The following is a 20,158-nucleotide window of genomic DNA, read 5'->3' on the forward strand; positions in this document are numbered from 1 at the left end:
TTTTTGTAAATAAACTGTTATTAACTTGTTGATAACGTTACAACTTTCTTATTTTTGGTGGCATGCATAACCTAAAAAAATATTTTTTTGTTGCTTTATTTCTGCCTATTCAAGTAATTTTTGTGCTTTTTATAAGCCAAAAACCACAATGGATTGAATTTTATTATAGTAATGGAATTTACCCGTATATTTCACAATTCTTTCGAACTATTCTAGGTTGGATTCCTTTCTCTGTTGGGGATATAATTGGTTTTGTTTTATTGTATCTTTTATTAAAATCTATCTATTTTTTAATAAAAAAAAGGTTTCAAAACTTCCTTCCTAAGTTAGTAAAATTTATTGCAATTTTATCTATTATTTATTTTTGTTTTTATGCTTTTTGGGGATTAAATTATTTTAGAGAGCCGTTAGCTAAAAATCTTGAGCTAAAACAATCCACCTACACTACTGAAGAACTAATTTCAACAACTAAACAGATTGTAACAGAACTAAATAAAGTCCATTTACAAATAACAAAAAATGATTCAGTCCCTGTAATAGTTCCATATTCTCAAAGAGAAATTTATAAGTTAGCTCCTAATGGGTTTCAGGAACTTTCGAAAACATATCCCCAACTTACTTATCAAACTTCCTCGATTAAAAGCTCATTAGTTAGTTTATTTCAATCATACAATGGAACATCAGGGTACTTAAATCCAATAACAGGAGAAGCACAAGTAAATAATATGATTCCTAAAACGGGTTATCCAGCAACTACATGTCATGAAATGGCGCATCAAATTGGTTGGGCAGCTGAAAATGATGCCAATTTTGTGAGTTTTTTAGCCTCCATAGCTAATAAAGACTTATATTTTAAGTATTCTGGTTACCGTATGGCTTATAACTATTGCATAGGTCAAGTTTATAAAAGAGATAAAGAGCTAGGTAAAGAAATAGCTAAAACGGTAAATAAAGGCATCTATAAAGATTATAAGGCTACTTATTTACATTGGAAACAGTTTAAAAACCCTATTGAACCTTATTTAAAGAAAGGGTACAACTCTTACCTCAAAGCTAATAATCAATCTAAAGGAATTCAATCATATAGTTATGTTGTCGATTTATTGATTGCCTATTTTAAAAAGAAAAGTTCTTAAAAATTTCATCCTATTTCAATTGACAAAATACATTTGAAATGGCTATTTTTGATGCTTTAAAAATACTACGATGAACAAACAACATATAATCGACCGATTTGTAAAATATGTAACTATTGATACTGAAAGTGATCCTAATAATCCAGCATTTCCTAGTACTGAAAAACAATGGAATTTAGCAAAAGTTCTTGAAAAAGAACTAAAGGAAATAGGAATGGTAGATGTTGAATTAGATGAGAATTGTTATTTAATGGCAACTTTACCTAGTAATTTAGATTATGAAGTACCAACTATTGGTTTTGTTGCTCATATTGATACAAGTCCAGATTTTACTGGAGCTAATGTGAAACCTCAAATTCATGAGAATTACGACGGAAAAGATATCTTATTAAACAAAGAAGAGAACATCGTTTTATCTCCTGATTATTTTGAAGATTTATTACAATATAAAGGTCAAACTATTATTACTACTGACGGTACTACATTATTAGGTGCTGATGATAAAGCTGGGGTTACTGAAATTGTTTCTGCAATGGAATACTTAATTCAACACCCAGAAATTAAACATGGTAAAATCCGTATTTGCTTTACTCCTGATGAAGAGGTTGGTAAAGGTGCTCATATGTTTGATGTTGAGAAATTTGGAGCTGAGTGGGCTTACACCATGGATGGAAGTCAAATTGGTGAGTTAGAATACGAAAACTTTAATGCTGCAGGTGCTACAGTTACTATTAATGGTAAAATTGTACACCCTGGGTATGCAAAAGGTAAAATGATTAACTCAATGCTTATTGCTAGTGAGTTTATTAATGCATTACCTGAAGATGAAGTTCCTGAAAGAACAACTGGTTATGAAGGATTCTTCCACTTACACCATATGGAAGGTAAAGTTGAGCAAACAACATTGAGCTATATTATTAGAGATCATGATATGGATCAATTCAACAACCGTAAAAAAGCAATGCTTGATTTAGCTGAAGTTTTAAACGCTAAGCGTGGACAAAAATTAGTTTCTGTTGAAATTAAAGATCAATATTTTAACATGAAAGAAAAAGTTACTCCTGTAATGCACATTGTTGATATTGCTGAAGAGGTGATGAAAGATATGGGAATTACTCCATTAATTAAGCCTATTCGTGGTGGTACTGATGGTTCTCAATTATCATATAAAGGTTTACCATGTCCTAACATTTTTGCTGGCGGACATAACTTCCATGGACGTTATGAATATGTTCCTGCTGAAAGTATAGTAAAAGCTAGTGAAGTAATTGTTGGAATTGCACAAAAAGTTGCGGTAAAATTTAAGTAATCTTATACTACCTTTTATAAAATCAAAAACTCTAGCTTTCGCTAGAGTTTTTTATGATATTTTTACCCCTTAAAAAATATCATTCTGTTTGAAATAAATCCCCTTAATTTTATTTCATGGCAAATATGATTCTTTTTAAAAGATTATATTATAGGAAAATACCCTTTTGCCAAGACGTAAAACCCCTAATTTCACAAAAAAACACAAATTTGTGAATTTCTTTCATTTTATTTTTTGTAATCATTCACCTCTATACTTTTGCCTGCAAATATTAAAGTAAATGAATAGACAAGACCTTTTAAAGCTAGCTGACAAATATCAGTCACCTTTGTATGTTTACGACACTGAAAAAATTATATCTCAGTATAAAAAGATAACATCTGCTTTTTCTAAAGTTAAAAATGTAAAAATTAATTATGCTGTTAAAGCATTATCAAACATTAATATACTAAAGGTTTTTAATAAGCTTAACAGTGGTTTGGATACGGTTTCTATTCAAGAAGTAAAACTTGGTTTATTAGCAGGTTTTGAGCCTCATGAAATTATATATACACCTAACGGAGTTTCTTTACAGGAAATAGAAGAAGTTGCTAAATTAGGTGTTCAAATTAATATTGATAACTTATCAATATTAGAATTATTTGGGCAAAAGCATCCTAAAATCCCCGTTTGTATTCGTATTAACCCGCATGTAATGGCTGGTGGTAATAGTAAAATATCAGTAGGACATATTGATTCTAAATTTGGAATTTCAATTCATCAAGTACCTCATATAAAAAGAGTTGTTGAAAATACAGGAATGCACATTAATGGAATTCACATGCATACTGGTTCTGATATTTTAGATATTGATACTTTTATAAGGGCTACCGAAATTTTATTTGATGTTGCAAGACAGTTTAAAAATATTGATTTTATTGATTTTGGTAGTGGATTTAAGGTTCCTTACAAAAAAGACGATATTTCAACTGATATAAATGAGCTAGGTAAAAAGCTATCTACACGATTTAATGAATTTTGTAAAAACTACGGAAAGGAAGTTACCCTAATGTTTGAGCCTGGAAAGTTTTTAGTTAGTGAAGCTGGATATTTTTTAGCAAAAGTAAATGTTATTAAACAAACAACTTCAACTGTTTTTGCTGGTATTGATAGTGGTTTAAACCACTTAATTCGTCCTATGTTTTACAACTCTTATCACTATATAGAAAACTTATCTAATCCTAAAGGAAGAGAGCGTTTTTATAGTATTGTTGGATATATTTGTGAAAATGACACCTTTGGATCTAATAGAAGAATCAATGAAATATCTGAAGACGATATATTATGTTTCCATAATGCAGGTGCTTATTGTTTCTCTATGGCTTCAAATTATAACTCAAGGTTTAGACCTGCAGAAGTTATGATTTACAAAGGAAAAGATTATTTGATTAGAAAAAGGGAAACTATGGAAGATATTCTTAAGAATCAAGAAAGCGTTACACTATAATAAAACACTTAAAAACTCTGACCTTAATAAGGCCAGAGTTTTTTTAAAATATAATCAACCCCTCAAAGACTATATTTTAAAACGTTGTAATTAAAGTCCCCTATCTTTATTTACGATTACAAATATCACCCATTTATTTTAAAAGTTTCACAGGAAAACCCCCCTTTCTTACAAAATATTCAATAAAAAAACAAAAAAACCACTCATTTTTTGAGTGGTTTTATAAGTTTTTTTGTTCTTATTTATTAAAAAATATAACGTAAACCTATTTGCATTTGCCAACGAGAAAGTAAACTAGAATCGAAACCAAATGTTTTTGTTGAGTTAGGAGTGAATGAATACGTAGGTGCCTGAGAATAATCTGGTACATAATTCGCTGGATCAGTGTTTGCAGGATCTACATCAGGGAATCTAATACCTAAAGGTTGTAAATTATTAGGCTGTTGTACTACTCCCCAGTCAGAATTAATTAAGTTTCCTACATTTAAAATATCAAGACTTAATTGTATTGTATTTTGCTTTTCTTCAGACACGTTAAAATTAAAATCTTGTAATATTTTTAAATCCCATTTACCTCTCCATGGTGCTAAAGCTCCATAACGCTCTACATACTGTCCTCTTCTTTCACTTAAATAATCATCTTGTTGTATATAGCTTTCAAAAGCTGCTGCATGAGCAGGGTCACTAAATTGCATTTGATTAAGTTCTGAACTAGTCGGAACGTATAATAAGTCATTTACAGTAGAACCATCATTATTAATGTCTCCTCCATAAGTGTAATTAAACCTTCCTCCTTGGGCATACTCAAAAAATGTAGAAATAGTAGTAGCAAACTTATCTCCTCCATAAGTAAACTTCTTAGAAGCTACACCAATAATTCTATGAGTGTCACCATATTTAGAATATGATAAAACATCATTATTAGCATTTCCTACCACTGGATTAAAAGCAAAAGCATCTCCAGTAATTTCTGCCTCAATAGAGTTTACATCTTTAGCATTTAAATAGTTATAGGCAACACTTGTATATAATCCGTTATCAAAAGTTTTTTGAAGTTTTAAAGAGGCATTCCATACACGACCTTTATCTGAATTTGTAAATACATAAGCATTATTTCCTTTATCACTTCCGTCGTATATTTCTCTATTATCAAATGGTGTATTTAAAGTAGCAGTAGGCTCTCTTAGCCCCCAGTTTTGTACATGGGCACCATTAATGTCTTTTGTATAAGAAATATCTGTAGTTGCTATAATTCCATTTTCAAATTTCCAGTCTAAACCTAAGTTTGTTCTCCATACTTGAGGAAATTTAAAATCTGGATCAACCAATTGGAAGAAACCATCATCAGCTCCACTTACTTGGTTTCCAATCCATACAAAAGGTAAACGTCCAGTAAAAACCCCTGAACCTCCACGAAGTTGCATTGTATTATTTCCTTTTACATCCCAGTTAAAACCTACTCTTGGTGAAATTAACCATTGGTTTGTAGGCATTTTAGTTGAAAGTAACTGTTGTTCTTCTCCTGTATTTGGGTTGTAGTACAGTACTGAGTTATCTCTGGTTGCTCCATTATCAGTATCTATAAACTTCTGAATTAAACTGGATGTATTGAAATACAGCGGCTTATCAAAACGAACTCCATAAGTTAACTTAAAATTGTCATTCATTTCCCACTCATCTTGGACATAAAAAGCCAGCTGACCTACATTTAACTCAGATAGTTTCCAACCACCATCATTACCATCTCCATTAGCATTAAATGAATTGTAAGCATTTTGAGTAGCTGCTAAATACTGCTCTACTACTCCACCTGGTTGTGCTGCTGATAAAAAAGTTGCTACATCTGGGTATGGGTTAAATAATCCGTAATAAGGGAAAATTCCAAAATTGAAAGATTCATAATTTGTTAAATTAAATGAGTTTTCAAACTCAAATTGTTCAAATGAAAAACCAACGGTATACGTATGATCTCCCTTATAAAAGTTCATGTTATTTGTCAACTGAAAAACTCGCTGATCTAGCTTGTTATTGATAGAAAACGGCTCATGACCTGCTATAATATAATTACTACCATTACCATCTTGAATTGTAATTACCGGTGCTGGTGCAGATAACGGATTTCTAAAATCATCAAAATGTGTATAACCTATTTGTAACTTGTTAGTAGTTGTTTCTGATAAGTTAGAGTTTAATTCTAACTGAAATGAATTTAAGTTGTTATTGATTTCATATCCTGAATTTTCAAACTGTAATGTAGAAAAACTTGGTCCTCTAATACCTAGAGCTGTTGGATGTGCTGGTGTTTCTTTGGATGCTCTTAAGAAATTATAAATTAACGCTAATCTATTTTTATCATTAATATTCCAATCTAATTTAAAAATTCCTTTAGTAGATTCCGAACCATAAGTGAACCCCTCATAAGCTCCTGTATCATACCCTAAGGCTGCTAAAGCATCACGAACAGCTATCATATCCGATTCTAATACTCTCGATTCATTAACAGCTCCACTACCAGTATTTGGTATCCAACCTGCTGTTCCTAAATCTTCTCTGTCATCTTTTTCAAAATTTGCAAAAAAGAATAATTTATCCTTAATAATTGGACCTCCTAAGCTTACTCCGTATTGGCTTTGACTTAACTTAGGTTTTACAACTTCTTGACCTTTAATTTTGCCTCCAGTCATATCTTGGTTTCTGTAAAACCCATAAACTGTACCTGTAAATTCGTTTGTACCACTTTTGGTTACTGCATCTACCGAAGCTCCTGTAAACCCGGACAAAGTAACATCGTATGGTGCAGTAGAAACCGAAATTTGTTCAATTGCATCTAACGAAATTGGTTGTGAACCTGTTTGACCTCCTGGTGTTGGCGAATCTAAACCAAAAGGGTTATTGAAAATAGATCCATCTAAAGAAAAGTTGTTGAACTGGTCATTTCTCCCTCCAAAAGAGTTTCCACTTGCAGTTGGTTCTAAACGTGTAAAATCTGCAGCGGAACGTGAAATAGTTGGTAAGGTTTTTAGCTGAACAGCACTTACACTAGTTTGTGCTCCCGTTCTGTCATTATTAAAAACTTTACTTCTTGTTGTTGATATAACAACTTCTTCTAATTGCTCTCCATCCTCGGATAAAACACCATCAATATTGGTTGTCTTACCTAAAGTTAAGTAGATATTGGTTACTTCTTGTGATTGAAACCCAATATAGCTAAACGTTACTTTATAAGGTCCTCCTACTCTTAAGTTAGGTATGGTGTATCTTCCATTGTCTTGAGCTACGGCTCCAGATATGGTACCTGTTGGCTCATGTAAAACAACAATGTTAGCACCAAACAAAGGTTCTCCCTGATTGTCTGTTACAGTTCCTTTTATTTTTGATGTGGTTACCTGGGAATAGATGGATAAACTCAAAAAAACAAAAGAAAAAATTATTAATTTCTTCATAATAGTTCTGATTTTGTTTATGTTACAACTCAAATTTAAGCATAAAAAAAATCCGCTCGACAGAGCGGATTTATACTTTATTAACATGTATTTAACAATTTAGTTACTATTCAGCAACTACTTCAAATACGATGTCAGCTACAACAGTTCTGTGTAAACGTACAGCAGCGTTGTATTTTCCTAATCTTTTTACGTTACCTCCAGTAACTTTGATAAATTTCTTATCTACTTCAGTACCAGCCTTAGCTAAAGCTGCAGCAACATCAATGTTGTTTACTGAACCAAATAATTTATCTCCTGAACCTACTTTAGAAGCTATTTTGATTTCATAACCTTTAATAGTTTCTGCTACTTTGTTAGCATCTTCTATTAATTTAGCTTCTTTAAAAGCACGTTGCTTTAAGTTTTCTGCTAATACTTTTTTAGCTGAAGAAGTAGCTAAAATTGCATATCCTTGAGGTATTAGGTAGTTACGTCCGTAACCATTCTTAACGGTTACAACATCGTCTTTAAAACCTAAGTTTTCTACGTCTTGTTTTAATATCAATTCCATGTTTCTACTTCTTTATTATTTTAACATATCTCCAACGTAAGGCATTAAAGCTAAGTGACGAGCTCTTTTAATAGCTTGTGCCACTTTACGTTGATATTTTAATGATGTTCCTGTTAAACGTCTTGGTAAAATTTTACCTTGCTCGTTTACTAAATACATTAAGAAGTCTGCATCTTTGTAATCGATGTACTTAATACCGTTTTTCTTGAAACGACAGTATTTAGCTTCTTTTTTAGTTTCAATATCAAGCGGAGTTAAGTAACGTACTTCCCCTTGCTTATTTCCTTTTGCTTGTTGTTCTATAGATGCCATTTCTTACTTTTTTGCAGATTTAACACGGTTTCTTCTCTTTTCAGCCCAAGCTGCAGCATGCTTATCTAACTTTACAGTTAAATAACGCATAACGCTATCGTCACGTCTAAATTCTAATTCAAACGGAGCAATTGCATCACCTGCTACTTTGTACTCAAATAAGTGGTAAAATCCACTTTTTTTCTTTTCGATTGGATATGCTAATTTTTTTAAGCCCCAATCTTCTTTAGAAATCATTTCTGCACCTTTAGAAAGTAAATAGTCCTCAAACTTCTTTACTGCTTCCTTTATCTGAGTTTCAGATAAAACGGGATTCAAAATGAAAACAGTTTCGTAATGATTCATAATTAAATTATTTAAAATTTATTTTTAAGCCTGCAAATATACTGCTTTTTAATCCATAAACAAACTCTATAGCTTAAATAATTTAATGATTTTGTGTAAGTTTGTAACTAAACACTCTTTTTTATGCAAATCCCTGAAATACCTAATCTAGTCCATTATGCTATTCCTTTTTTTGTTTTAACAGTTATTATAGAGGTAATATTAACAGTTAAAGTAAAATTAGAAGATTATGAGTTTAAAGATGCTGCCACATCTATAACTATGGGATTAGGTAATGTTTTTATAGGACTGTTTACAAAAGGATTAATATTCGGAGTATTTTTATTTCTATATCAATACCGCCTGTTTACTATTCCGTTTACTTGGTGGGCTTGGTTTATTTTGTTATTTGCTGAAGATTTTGCCTATTACTGGAATCATAGGATTGCACACGAAAGTAGACTGTTTTGGGCTAGCCATGTGGTGCATCATTCTTCTACAAAATACAATTTAAGTACTGCTTTACGTCAAACTTGGTCAGGAAGCTTTTATACGTTTATATTTTGGGCACCGTTAGCAATTATAGGTTTTCATCCACTAATGATCGTGACCCAAATGAGTATTAGTTTGTTGTATCAATACTGGATTCATACCGAACTTATTGACAAAATGCCTAAGTGGTTTGAGGCAGTTTTTAATACACCTAGCCATCATAGAGTTCATCATGCAACCAATCCTCAATATCTAGATAGAAACCATGCTGGGATTTTTATTATTTGGGATAAGCTTTTTGGTACTTTTGAACCTGAAGTTGAAAAACCAGTATATGGTTTGGTTACCAATATAAACACTTACAATCCTATTAAAGTAGCTTTTATTGAATGGTATAATATGTTTACCGATGTTTTTACCAGTAAAACCACACTTGGTAAAAGGTTTCTATACCTTTTTAAACCTCCTGGTTGGAAACATGATGGCACTGGAAAGCTTTCAATGGATTTACGTAAAGAATGGGAAGAAAATAAAAAAGGAGAAGTTTAAACTTCTCCTTTTTTATTAATTAATATCAAATCGAAGACCTAATGAGATGTTCCTAGTGTCAGTATTTTTGAATAAAGGGTTTAAATCATATTTAGCATATAATCCGATTCCTTGATAAGCAACATAAGCACTTAACCCATAGTTATATTTATTCATATTAAAATTATTCTTCTGAACTTCTTCAACTGTAACTCCTTGTGCATTTTTATACTCTAAATATTGACGAGTTCCTAGTTTAAAACCAAAGAAACCACCTACTCCTATCTGAAAGCTTTGATGTGTTCTATCTACAATTTCTCCGTCGGAATATTTTTTATTCTTTGAAAAATCAAACTCTAAATGCATTGGAAATGTCATTTGTACATGTCTTAACCTACTTTCTGAAAGTTGTTCTGGATGAATACTTAAGTTTGTTTCATTTCCATTTACAATATGATATTGATTGTTTTTAGCTCTTAAATTATTCCACAAAAAAGAGAAACCATATTTAAAGTATGCTTTTGAAGGTTCTTTTGATAAACGTGTTTTCCAAGTAAAACCTAACTCATAAAAATGTGATTGCCAAAATTTGTAGTCTGATTCGTCTAAAGAACTTAGTTTATTATCCGTTAATGTATTATTTGCTCCTAAAGCAAAAACAAACTGTGTTGTGGTTCTTTTTCTTCTTCTTTTCTTTTCTCTTTCAATTTTATCTTCTTCGTCGTCAGAAAAGTTTAGTCTGAACTTAAGCTTTGCTATTTCAAAAGTTTGCTCTCGTGATTCTTCTTCTTCGCTAAATATTTTACCATCAATTTTGTCTTGTACTAGTTGTTGTAGTTTTTGTTCCTGAAAACTAACTTTGTTCTCTATTTGAGCCGCATGGTAGGCCGCTGCTTCCTTTTTTAATGTCGCAGCTTCATCAAACGTTATTTTGTTCTTTTCTAACTTTTTATTAATCTCTTTTACTTTAATCTTTAAAGAGTCTTTTTGCTGCTTAGTAATACTATCAATACTCATTGATATTTTTTTTACTTCTTTTTCAAATACTTTTTCTTGAGATTGGGCAATAGTCGTTACAAACAACACTAATAATAGTATTCTTTTCATTTTTGTAATTTTAAATTTAACTGATAATACTTTGGAATGGTTAATTATCGATAATTAATAAGCGCTTTATTTATTTCTATCAACAATTGCTACAGCAATGTCTGATATTTTTGATTTTAGTTTTTGCATAAAGTCTCCTTTGTACTCCTCATCATCAATCGTTCTTTCAACTTCTGCTAAAATGGTATTAGGGTCTATTTTTAAGTTTGACTTTTTTAACTCGTCTTCAATAGTTTTTAGCACATCTTCTCTTTTTAACTTATGCTTTGCATAATATTCTTTGACTTCATTTGGAGTATGTGTTACTGAAAATAATAAATCATCACTATTTACTTTTATTCTTGAAATTGAGTTTTTCTTTTTTTGTTTTACAGGTTTATTCAATTCTGCTACTACCTCTTCTTTTGGGAGTTCTTCTTTCTGAATATTTTTAAAAGCTATTTCTTCTTTTAGTATGGGAGTCTTTGTTTCCGTAATTGTTTTCTTTTTGTTTTGTAACTGTTTCTCTTGCTTCTTTTTTTCTAACTCCACCACAGCTTCATCTGTGTTCTTAATAAATTCCTCTATACCTTTATTATTAATTTTTAGTGTATCTATTGAAGTATTAACTATAACTTCTTCTATTGGCGTTTTTGAATCTGAACCTGTAAAATAGAAAGCTACAAAACTTATTAATAAAGCTAAACCAGCTGCATAACCTAGATATAAAAACCAGTTTCTTTTCTTTGTTGCCTCCTGATTATCTAAACGAGTCTCTAACCTTTCCCATGCTGAGTTGGATGGCTTAAGCTCTCTGTTCTTTAGCTTTTCTGCTATATGTTTATCAATATTATTGCTTGACATTTCTTACTTGATTAATTTTCTCGTAACTAGCTTGTAAACATTTACGAGCTTTAAATAATTGTGACTTAGAGGTACTTTCAGAAATTTGTAATTTTTCTGCTATTTCTGAATGCTTATATCCTTCAATAGCATATAAGTTAAAAACTAACTTATACCCTTCAGGTAACTCATCTATTAACTTTTGTATATCTTCTGCCGATGTGTTTTCAAGGCTTTCCGTTGCAGCATCATTAAAAACAAAGTCTTCATCTGATACTTGAACTGGATTCTTTTTTCGTAAATAACTAATACTAGTATTTACCATAATTCTACGAATCCAACCTTCAAAACTTCCCTCTCCTTTAAATTTTTCAATATTCGTAAAAACTTTAAAAAAACCTTGTAACATTAAATCTTCCGCATGATGTAAATCTTTAACATACTGTCTACAAACTCCTAACATTTTTGGAGAATACTGCTCAAATATTTGTTGCTGAGCTTCTCTGCTTTGTTTTTTTGCTTGTTTTATAAGCGAAGCTTCTTTGTTATGTAATGAAATAATTTTCAAATCAATAGTTACGTTTTTATAGCCTTACAAATATAAAGACTACCTGATTTGAAAAAAGGTTGCCTGAAGAATAAAAAAACCTCCGAACTTATTGTAAGACCGGAGGTTCAAATACCATAATTAAATGATATTTCAGGGGGACTAGCTCTTTTTGTGTCTCCTCTGAATTATGATGCAAAGTTATGTTATATCAACATATATATATACAGGAAAAAGCCTAGATATGCATTAAAAAACATTTTCCTGCAAAACTTGCCCAATATAATTCTTTGTACTACTTTTATTTTAAACCTAAATAAGCAAAAGAGTTTTTATTATATGAATTATAATGTAACGATAGAAGAGGAAAACAAAGAGATAGCCAATAGATATAAAAACTTATTAAAAGGTACATATCAAACATTATCAGAAGATGATAAAAAATTGATACGTAAAGCTTTTGATATTGCTGTAGAAGCACATTCTGAACAACGTAGAAAGTCAGGAGAACCTTATATTTATCACCCAATAGCTGTAGCAAAAATAGTTGCAGACGAAATTGGTTTAGGCGCAACATCTATTGCTGCTGCTCTACTACACGATGTTGTTGAGGACACGCATTATACTTTGGATGATATGGAGCGCCTATTTGGGGAAAATATCGCTCGTATTGTAAGCGGATTGACTAAAATATCAAACTTAAAACAAGAGCAAGACTATTCTATCCAAGCAGAGAATTTTAGAAAGATGTTACTTACACTACATGATGACGTTAGAGTAATACTTATTAAAATTGCTGATAGGTTACACAATATGCAAACCATGGATTCTATGCCGCCTCATAAGCAGGTAAAAATAGCATCTGAAACCTTGTATATTTATGCTCCTCTTGCACATCGTTTAGGACTTTATAATATTAAAACTGAACTTGAAGATCTTGGCTTAAAATACACTGAACCTGATGTGTATAGAGATATTGCCAATAAAATAAAAGAAAGCAAAGAAGATCAACAAAGATATATTGATAGCTTTACTAGTGTTTTAAAAGAAGCTTTAAACAAAGAAGGATTTGCTTATGAAATAAAAGGACGTTTTAAATCTATTTTTTCTATCCGTAGAAAAATGCGTAAACAAAATGTAACCTTTGATGAAGTTTACGACAAGTTTGCTATTCGTATTATATACAAACCAACTTCTGACGATGAAAAGTTTGATGCTTGGAAAATATATTCTATCGTTACAGACTTTTTTAAGCCAAATCCTGCCAGATTAAGAGATTGGATTTCTCAGCCAAAATCAACTGGATACGAAGCTTTGCATATAACTGTAATTGGTCCTCAAGCTAAATGGGTAGAAGTTCAAATCCGTTCTGAAAGAATGGATGAAATAGCCGAAAAAGGTTATGCAGCTCACTTTAAATATAAACAAGGGTCTGTTAAAGAAAATGGTTTAGAAGGATGGTTAAATCGTTTAAAAGAAAGTTTAGAAAATCAAAGTTTAGATGCTGTAGATTTTGTCGAAGATTTTAAACTGAACCTTTATGCTAAAGAGATTTATGTATTTACTCCTAAAGGAGATTTAAAATCACTTCCAAAAGGAGCTTCAGCATTAGATTTTGCCTTTTCTGTACATACCGATGTTGGATTAAAATGTCGTGGAGCTAAAGTAAATGGAAAATTAGTTCCGTTAAGTCACGAATTAAAAAGTGGAGACCAAGTAGAAGTACTTACCGCTTCTAATAATAAGCCCAATGTACGTTGGTTAGATTTTGTTATTACTGCAAGAGCACGAGCTAAAATTAAATCAGCTTTAAAGGCAGAAGAAAAGAAAATAGCAGAAGAAGGAAAAGCTATTTTACAACGAAAACTGCGTCATTTAAAAATCAACTCTAGTGAAAAGGTTATTCACGAATTAGCAAGTTATTTTGGACTAAAAACTAGTTTCGATTTATTCTATCGAGTTGGTAATGGAGCCATAGACAACACACAACTTAAAGACTTTGTTGCTCAGAGAAGTAATCGTTTCATGGGCTTCATTAAAAGTACATTTAGGCGTTCTCCTTCAAAAGAAATATCTGAAAAAGAAGAAGTTACCAACCAATACGATGCTTTAGTTTTTGGTAAAGAAGAACAAACACTAGATTATACTTTAGCTAAATGCTGCTCTCCTATTCCTGGTGATAAAGTTTTTGGTTTTGTAACTATTAATGAAGGTATTAAAGTGCATAAGAACGATTGCCCGAATGCTATTTCGTTACAATCAAACTATGCTTATAGAATTATGCCTGCAAAATGGATTGATTCTACAAAGCAAGAATTTACAGCCATTTTACACCTTTCGGGAATTGATAATAAAGGAATAGTAAATAATATTACTAAGATAATTTCCAATAGTATGGATGTATTTATACATAGTATTAATATATCTGGAGATAACGGTGTATTTGAAGGAAAACTATCGTTAAGTGTAAAAAATAAGACACAGCTCAATAAATTAATTAATAACATGAAACAAGTAGAAGGCGTTCAAAAAGTTGAACGTGTGAATACTTTGTAAATTTCGTTTTTAACATCCTTGTATTTTATCAAGAAATAAACGTAAATTTGTCCTTTCGTAAAATTTAAAAATAAATGAGTAATTCAGCCGAAAATCAAGAAATTGTAAAAAAAGTATTCACTTCTTTTTTAGAAGAGAACAAGCATCGTAAAACACCAGAACGTTACGCTATTTTACAAGAGATTTATGATGCTGATGAGCATTTTGATATCGAATCTTTATACATTAAAATGAAAAACAAAAACTATCGTGTAAGTAGAGCTACTCTTTATAATACGATGGATTTATTGTTAGACTGTGGTTTGGTTCGTAAACACCAGTTTGAAGGTCAATCAATGGCGCGTTACGAAAAAAGTTACTTCGATAAAAATCACGACCATGTAATACTAACTGATAGTGGCGAAGTAAAAGAGTTTTGCGATCCAAGAATTCAAATTATCAAAAAAACTATTGAAGATGTTTTTGATATAGACATTCACAACCATTCACTTTATTTCTACGGAACAAAAAGAAACAACAAATAAAAACACACTTAACAACACACTAAATGGCAGTAGATTTATTACTCGGACTACAATGGGGAGACGAAGGAAAAGGTAAGATTGTAGACGTTTTAACAAAAAACTACGATATAATCGCGCGTTTTCAAGGAGGTCCAAATGCTGGTCACACACTAATTTTTGATGGAAACAAACATGTATTACACACCATTCCTTCAGGAATTTTTCATAAAACAGCTTTAAACGTAGTAGGTAACGGAGTGGTTATTGACCCTGTTATCTTTAAAAAAGAATTAGAAAACTTAGATAAGCATAATATTGATTATACTTCTAAATTATTAATTTCTCGTAAAGCACATTTAATTTTACCTACACACCGATTATTAGACGCAGCTTCTGAAACTTCAAAAGGAAAAGCAAAAATCGGTTCTACTTTAAAAGGAATTGGACCTACTTATATGGACAAAACTGGTAGAAACGGAATGCGTGTTGGTGATTTAGAATTAGATAACTGGAAAGAAAAATATAGAGCTTTAACTGAAAAGCATTTAAGTATGTTAGCATACTTTGATGTTCAAATCGATTACGATTTAGACGAGTTAGAAGCTGAATTTTCTAGAGGAATTGAAAAATTAAAAACATTACAATTTATTGATTCTGAAGAGTTTTTAAACAATGCTATTAAAGAAGGTAAAACTATTTTAGCTGAAGGGGCTCAAGGATCATTATTAGATATTGATTTTGGAACATACCCTTTTGTAACTTCATCCAATACTACCGCTGCTGGGGCTTGTACTGGTTTAGGGGTTGCTCCTAATAGAATTGGTGAGGTTTTCGGGATTTTTAAAGCATACACTACTCGTGTAGGTTCTGGACCTTTCCCAACTGAATTATTTGATGAAGATGGAGCTACTATGGCGAAAGTTGGTCATGAATTTGGAGCTACAACTGGACGTGCTCGTCGTTGTGGATGGTTAGATCTAGTTGCTTTAAAGTATGCTGTTGATGTAAACGGTGTTACGCAATTAATGATGATGAAAGGTGATGTATTATCTGGTTTTGATACTTTAAAAGTTTGTACTTCATACAACTATAAAGGAGAAGAAATTTCTCACTTACCTTATAATATTGAACCAGAAAATGTAAGTGTTAACTATACAGAATTCAAAGGTTGGGAAGATGATTTGACAAAAATGACTTCTGCTGATGAATTACCTCAAAACTTATTAGACTACATCGCGTTTATTGAAAAAGAAACTGGTGTACCTGTAAAAATAGTTTCAGTAGGACCTGATAGAAAACAAACAATTAATAGATAAAAATTTAGAGGAGCTCAATTGAGCTCCTTTTTTATGATGGTAAAAGAATACTTAGAGAATATCACTACCCAGTTTAAATCGTATAAAGAAGTTGCTGATAAAACGATTGCTCAATTAGAAGAAAAAGACTTACACTGGAAATACAATGAAGAAAGTAACAGTATAGCTGCTATTATTGTTCATGTATCTGAAAATATGTTGTCGCGTTGGACGGACTTTTTTACTTCTGATGGAGAAAAAGAATGGAGAGATAGAGATGCTGAGTTTGAAACTCATGATTTATCAAAAAAAGAATTGATTGCTCAATGGGAAAAGGGTTGGAACTGTCTTTTTGCTGCTTTAAACTCTTTAAACGAAGAAAACTTCAATCAACCTATTCTTATCAGAAATAAACAAGTTAAGTTACTTGAAAGTATTACGAGGCAAATAGCTCATTTTCCTTATCATATTGGTCAAATTGCTTATGTAGGTAAAATGATTTTAAACGATAAATGGCAAACAGCTTCTATTGCCAAAGGAAAATCTAAAGAGTTTATACAGGCTGAATTTGAAAAAAACAACTCATAAAAAAACGCCTTTTAGAAATTTCTAAAAGACGTTTTTAATAGGAAACATGTTTATGGCAACTAATTTTTTACTGTTTCCAAAATACTCGCTATAGTTTCTTTATTATCTACACCTAAACCTTCTTGTTGGTGCACTAACTCCCCTTCCGGATTAAATACACTTATGATATTTGAGTGTGAAAAATCTAATGGAGAAATTTGTTTGTATTTCACAGCTAGTACATTGGCAAACTCTCTAACAGATTCTTCTGTACCTTGTAAAAAAGTCCAATGCTCATCATCCATAAAGTTTTCTTTCGCAAAAGCTTTTAATCGTTCAGGAGTATCATTTTTAGGGTCAATACTAATTAAAACATATTGTAAGTCTTCGTTGTATGCTTTAGGTATTTTAGCCTCAATATTACGCATATCAGCAACCAATCTTGGGCAAGCAGCTTTACACGTAGTATAAATCATAACCATTACCAAGGTTTTCCCTCTTAAGTCTTCTAAATGAATAGTTTTATTCTCTTCGGTTTTCCATTCTGATGCTAAATTGAATATAGAACTTTCAGAAATATCAGTAGCCAAAGCTAACTCTTTAGCCTCTTTTTTATCTTTCTGTGTTAAATCCATTTTACAAACAGGACAGCTACCTTCTTCTGTATATGTTTTACCTCCCTCACAAAGCATAGGGCATTCATATACTATTGCCAAACTCGTATTGTTTTTCTCTTTTTTACAAGAACTTAATAAAGTAATTGAGAAAAGAAGTATCGTTATATATTTTACTACTTTCATTGTGCTATATTTTTATCTTTTACACATCTAAAACCTAAGTTTCTCATTGTGTATTTAGCTTTTAAACTTCCACGGGTAGCATAACGCATAAAAGCTGCATAATTCATTAAATCTGTTGATCCTACTGCTGCACTACCACAAAATAAATTACTATCATTATCAACATCTTTTCTAGATTCTCCTGATACTAATACTGAATTAAAATCAGAGGTCCATTCCCAAACCAATCCGTGCATATCATACACTCCCCAATAGTTTTTAAATGTTGACCCTATAACATTATTAAATGTTCTTGGTTTTTCATACCATCCTAAAATGTATTCATTATACGTTTTTAAAGTTCTTGCATCTGATAGTTTTTGATTTGCCATTCCCACATATTCCCATTCATCTACAGTAGGTAATCGTTTTCCTTGCTTTTCACAGTAACATTTTGCTGCAAACCATGAAACATTGGTTACAGGTGATTTTAAGTTAACCTTCTCCCCTATTTCTGTATCATTTTTCCAATTAATCAGGTAACTTTTATCTGCAAAAAGTTTAATTACTTTAGATTTTCTCCACTTTGGGTTTTCTTTTACAAACTGTAAAAAATCTTCATTAGTTACAGGATATACATCCATTAAAAAATCTTGAATCGTTACTCTTGCTGAATCTCTTCCGTACAAAGGAATATAACTACCTCCTTTAATAGGAACCATTTTAGATTGACAATTCATATTGGAAATGCCTAAGAAAAATATACAAATTGTCAATCTTAAAATAGTTTTCATTTCTTATAATTTAGAGTTTAACTACAATTTTAGTGAGTACTTTTTACTTCCATTACAGTATTTACACTAACGTTGGTTTTATTATTGCCCCAAGAATTATAAACATAGGTTAGTACATCTGCTACTTCTTGATCGTTCAACGCTTGTTTGGTCATTACACTATTATATTTTTGACCGTTTACTGTAATTTCTCCTGTCTTACCATGTAAAATAATATCTATAGCTCTCTTTACATCAGCATTTAAATAATCTGATTTAGCTAAAGGAGGAAATGCATTTGGAATTCCTTCACCATTAGCTTGGTGACAAGCAAAACACGTTTTCGTATAAATCTGTTTACCGTCTGCTATTTTTTGCGCTAAAGATTTTTCTTGCTTAGAAGCTACTGCTTTATCTTCTTTACCATTTGGCATTTCTTGAATAGTACCTCCTTCTGGATTGTAAATACCTTCTTGTTTTACTCCTGAATAAATCTTTTTGCTTTCTTCTCCCTTTACCTTTAGCATTCCTAAAGCACCTTTATTAAACGCTCTAAAAATAGCATGGTCTACTAAAATAAAAGTACCTGGAACATCTACCTTAAAGTCTACTATTGCAGCTCCTCCTGCCGGAATAGAAGTTGTTTGTACATCTTTATTAATCACAGAACCGCCTTCAACATGAACATTGTCAAAAATTTCACCAATAACATGGAAAGATGATGTTAAGTTAGGACCTCCGTTACCTACAAATAAACGTACTGTTTCGCCAACATTAGCGGTAATTGCATTATCTCCTGTTAAGGCTCCTACACTTCCGTTAAACACTACATAATCTGCATCTTCGTCTACTGCTTTTCTCATATCAAAAGCTTGTAAACCAGGTTCTCCGTTTTCTCCTTTTGTATAAAAATCTCCTTGCATAATATAGTATTCCTTATCTACTTTTGGTAAACCTCCTTCAGGCTCTACTAAAATTAAACCATACATTCCGTTAGCAATATGCATTCCCACAGGCGCAGTAGCACAGTGATATACATATAATCCAGGATTTAATGTTTTAAATGAGAATGTTTTTTCATGACCAGGCGCTACAAATGATGAAGTTGCTCCCCCACCTGGACCTGTTACGGCATGCAAATCGATATTATGAGGTAATCTATTATCTGGGTGGTTAGATAAGGTAAATTCTACTTCATCTCCTACTCTAGTTCTTATAAAGCTACCTGGAACAGAACCTCCAAACGTCCAATAAACATACTCTACACCATCAGTCATAGTTCCTTCTTTTTCAAGAATTTCCATATTTACCAGTAACTTTTTAGCTGATCTATTACCAACAGGTGCTGGAACATAAGGCGGAGCTGTTAATTCTGCTTCTATCGTTCCCTTAACTGCTATATCTGAAGCACTTTTCATTGCAATACTTTCAGATTTTTCATTCTTGCAACTTGCCATTAAAAACATAGCTGCTAAAACCATTGAAATTGTTTTCACTTGTTTCATCTCTTCTATTGATGTAGTTATTAATAATCTAACATAAAAGACTTTTTTATCTTTTATGTAAACAAAGCTACTAAGAGAAAAGCTTTTGAAATATGACTTTTATCATAAAAACAAAAAAAGG

The 20,158-nt window shown here is 31.6% G+C and carries 18 protein-coding genes; 8 read left to right on the forward strand and 10 right to left on the reverse strand.

Annotation, left to right across the window (positions count from 1 at the left end; translation table 11 throughout):
- Window positions 1-62: 62 nt before the first annotated feature.
- The 3 genes from D6T69_RS10315 to lysA all read left to right on the forward strand — a co-directional run bounded on the left by D6T69_RS10315 (window position 63) and on the right by lysA (window position 3,931).
- Complete coding sequence (locus tag D6T69_RS10315) at window positions 63-1,136, forward strand: DUF3810 domain-containing protein (protein WP_125067658.1); 1,074 nt, start codon at window positions 63-65, stop codon at window positions 1,134-1,136.
- Between the two features lie 70 nt (window positions 1,137-1,206).
- Window positions 1,207-2,445, forward strand: coding sequence for a peptidase T (gene pepT, locus D6T69_RS10320; RefSeq protein WP_125067659.1), 1,239 nt, complete (start codon window positions 1,207-1,209; stop codon window positions 2,443-2,445).
- 280 nt (window positions 2,446-2,725) lie between these two features.
- Window positions 2,726-3,931, forward strand: coding sequence for a diaminopimelate decarboxylase (lysA, locus tag D6T69_RS10325; RefSeq protein ID WP_125067660.1), 1,206 nt, complete (start codon window positions 2,726-2,728; stop codon window positions 3,929-3,931).
- A 245-nt stretch (window positions 3,932-4,176) separates the two neighbouring features.
- On the opposite strand, the gene D6T69_RS10330 is transcribed toward lysA, so the two are convergent.
- From D6T69_RS10330 to rpsF, 4 genes are all read right to left on the reverse strand, one after another.
- A complete protein-coding gene (locus tag D6T69_RS10330; protein ID WP_206197807.1) occupies window positions 4,177-7,374 on the reverse strand; it encodes a TonB-dependent receptor in 3,198 nt (1,065 codons plus the stop codon).
- A 106-nt stretch (window positions 7,375-7,480) separates the two neighbouring features.
- Window positions 7,481-7,927: a 50S ribosomal protein L9 gene (rplI, locus tag D6T69_RS10335; RefSeq protein WP_047788887.1), complete on the reverse strand. Its 447-nt coding sequence runs from the start codon at window positions 7,925-7,927 to the stop codon at window positions 7,481-7,483.
- Between the two features lie 15 nt (window positions 7,928-7,942).
- A complete protein-coding gene (gene rpsR / locus D6T69_RS10340) occupies window positions 7,943-8,239 on the reverse strand; it encodes a 30S ribosomal protein S18 (RefSeq protein ID WP_028892048.1) in 297 nt (98 codons plus the stop codon).
- 3 nt (window positions 8,240-8,242) lie between these two features.
- Window positions 8,243-8,584 (reverse strand): 30S ribosomal protein S6, encoded by a 342-nt coding sequence (gene rpsF, locus D6T69_RS10345; protein WP_099214475.1) that lies wholly within the window; start codon window positions 8,582-8,584, stop codon window positions 8,243-8,245.
- 123 nt (window positions 8,585-8,707) lie between these two features.
- Here rpsF and D6T69_RS10350 point away from each other — a divergent pair, with 123 nt between their 5' ends.
- On the forward strand, window positions 8,708-9,604 hold the full coding sequence (locus D6T69_RS10350; protein ID WP_125067661.1) for a sterol desaturase family protein: 897 nt from the start codon (window positions 8,708-8,710) through the stop codon (window positions 9,602-9,604).
- A gap of 15 nt (window positions 9,605-9,619) precedes the next feature.
- On the opposite strand, the gene D6T69_RS10355 is transcribed toward D6T69_RS10350, so the two are convergent.
- From D6T69_RS10355 to D6T69_RS10365, 3 genes are all read right to left on the reverse strand, one after another.
- Complete coding sequence (locus D6T69_RS10355) at window positions 9,620-10,690, reverse strand: hypothetical protein (RefSeq protein WP_206197808.1); 1,071 nt, start codon at window positions 10,688-10,690, stop codon at window positions 9,620-9,622.
- Window positions 10,691-10,756: 66 nt separating this feature from the next.
- The gene (locus tag D6T69_RS10360) at window positions 10,757-11,533 is read right to left on the reverse strand and encodes a type 2 periplasmic-binding domain-containing protein (protein WP_125067663.1); all 777 of its coding nucleotides are present in this window, start codon (window positions 11,531-11,533) and stop codon (window positions 10,757-10,759) included.
- The gene (locus D6T69_RS10365; protein WP_125067664.1) at window positions 11,520-12,080 is read right to left on the reverse strand and encodes an RNA polymerase sigma factor; all 561 of its coding nucleotides are present in this window, start codon (window positions 12,078-12,080) and stop codon (window positions 11,520-11,522) included. Before D6T69_RS10365 ends, D6T69_RS10360 begins: the two co-directional genes overlap by 14 nt.
- Window positions 12,081-12,398: 318 nt before the next feature.
- Between D6T69_RS10365 and D6T69_RS10370 the strand changes: the two genes are divergently transcribed.
- From D6T69_RS10370 to D6T69_RS10385, 4 genes are all read left to right on the forward strand, one after another.
- A complete protein-coding gene (locus D6T69_RS10370; protein ID WP_125067665.1) occupies window positions 12,399-14,615 on the forward strand; it encodes a RelA/SpoT family protein in 2,217 nt (738 codons plus the stop codon).
- A 74-nt stretch (window positions 14,616-14,689) separates the two neighbouring features.
- A complete protein-coding gene (locus tag D6T69_RS10375) occupies window positions 14,690-15,139 on the forward strand; it encodes a Fur family transcriptional regulator (protein ID WP_125067666.1) in 450 nt (149 codons plus the stop codon).
- Window positions 15,140-15,162: 23 nt separating this feature from the next.
- Window positions 15,163-16,434 (forward strand): adenylosuccinate synthase, encoded by a 1,272-nt coding sequence (locus D6T69_RS10380; RefSeq protein WP_125067667.1) that lies wholly within the window; start codon window positions 15,163-15,165, stop codon window positions 16,432-16,434.
- A 33-nt stretch (window positions 16,435-16,467) separates the two neighbouring features.
- On the forward strand, window positions 16,468-17,001 hold the full coding sequence (locus D6T69_RS10385) for a DUF1572 family protein (RefSeq protein WP_240628298.1): 534 nt from the start codon (window positions 16,468-16,470) through the stop codon (window positions 16,999-17,001).
- Between the two features lie 59 nt (window positions 17,002-17,060).
- On the opposite strand, the gene D6T69_RS10390 is transcribed toward D6T69_RS10385, so the two are convergent.
- The 3 genes from D6T69_RS10390 to nirK are packed head-to-tail and all read right to left on the reverse strand — an operon-like array spanning window position 17,061 to window position 20,037.
- A complete protein-coding gene (locus D6T69_RS10390) occupies window positions 17,061-17,780 on the reverse strand; it encodes an SCO family protein (protein WP_125067668.1) in 720 nt (239 codons plus the stop codon).
- Window positions 17,777-18,553: a formylglycine-generating enzyme family protein gene (locus tag D6T69_RS10395; protein ID WP_125067669.1), complete on the reverse strand. Its 777-nt coding sequence runs from the start codon at window positions 18,551-18,553 to the stop codon at window positions 17,777-17,779. Before D6T69_RS10395 ends, D6T69_RS10390 begins: the two co-directional genes overlap by 4 nt.
- Window positions 18,554-18,582: 29 nt before the next feature.
- Entirely contained in the window at window positions 18,583-20,037 is a 1,455-nt protein-coding gene (gene nirK, locus D6T69_RS10400; RefSeq protein WP_125067670.1) for a copper-containing nitrite reductase, read from the reverse strand.
- Between the last annotated feature and the right edge of the window lie 121 nt (window positions 20,038-20,158).

This window comes from Tenacibaculum singaporense (assembly GCF_003867015.1).
Classification (GTDB): Bacteria; Bacteroidota; Bacteroidia; order Flavobacteriales; family Flavobacteriaceae; genus Polaribacter; species Polaribacter singaporensis.

Bases quoted from the DNA above. Each gene is read 5' to 3' on its own strand.
- rpsF (WP_099214475.1), bottom strand. From the start codon at position 8,584: ATGAATCATTACGAAACTGTTTTCATTTTGAATCCCGTTTTATCTGAA.
- D6T69_RS10315 (WP_125067658.1), top strand. From the start codon at position 63: ATGCATAACCTAAAAAAATATTTTTTTGTTGCTTTATTTCTGCCTATT.
- D6T69_RS10360 (WP_125067663.1), bottom strand. From the start codon at position 11,533: ATGTCAAGCAATAATATTGATAAACATATAGCAGAAAAGCTAAAGAAC.
- rpsR (WP_028892048.1), bottom strand. From the start codon at position 8,239: ATGGCATCTATAGAACAACAAGCAAAAGGAAATAAGCAAGGGGAAGTA.
- D6T69_RS10370 (WP_125067665.1), top strand. From the start codon at position 12,399: ATGAATTATAATGTAACGATAGAAGAGGAAAACAAAGAGATAGCCAAT.
- D6T69_RS10395 (WP_125067669.1), bottom strand. From the start codon at position 18,553: ATGAAAACTATTTTAAGATTGACAATTTGTATATTTTTCTTAGGCATT.
- lysA (WP_125067660.1), top strand. From the start codon at position 2,726: ATGAATAGACAAGACCTTTTAAAGCTAGCTGACAAATATCAGTCACCT.
- D6T69_RS10375 (WP_125067666.1), top strand. From the start codon at position 14,690: ATGAGTAATTCAGCCGAAAATCAAGAAATTGTAAAAAAAGTATTCACT.
- D6T69_RS10385 (WP_240628298.1), top strand. From the start codon at position 16,468: ATGATGGTAAAAGAATACTTAGAGAATATCACTACCCAGTTTAAATCG.
- D6T69_RS10390 (WP_125067668.1), bottom strand. From the start codon at position 17,780: ATGAAAGTAGTAAAATATATAACGATACTTCTTTTCTCAATTACTTTA.
- rplI (WP_047788887.1), bottom strand. From the start codon at position 7,927: ATGGAATTGATATTAAAACAAGACGTAGAAAACTTAGGTTTTAAAGAC.
- D6T69_RS10380 (WP_125067667.1), top strand. From the start codon at position 15,163: ATGGCAGTAGATTTATTACTCGGACTACAATGGGGAGACGAAGGAAAA.
- pepT (WP_125067659.1), top strand. From the start codon at position 1,207: ATGAACAAACAACATATAATCGACCGATTTGTAAAATATGTAACTATT.
- D6T69_RS10350 (WP_125067661.1), top strand. From the start codon at position 8,708: ATGCAAATCCCTGAAATACCTAATCTAGTCCATTATGCTATTCCTTTT.
- nirK (WP_125067670.1), bottom strand. From the start codon at position 20,037: ATGAAACAAGTGAAAACAATTTCAATGGTTTTAGCAGCTATGTTTTTA.
- D6T69_RS10330 (WP_206197807.1), bottom strand. From the start codon at position 7,374: ATGAAGAAATTAATAATTTTTTCTTTTGTTTTTTTGAGTTTATCCATC.
- D6T69_RS10355 (WP_206197808.1), bottom strand. From the start codon at position 10,690: ATGAAAAGAATACTATTATTAGTGTTGTTTGTAACGACTATTGCCCAA.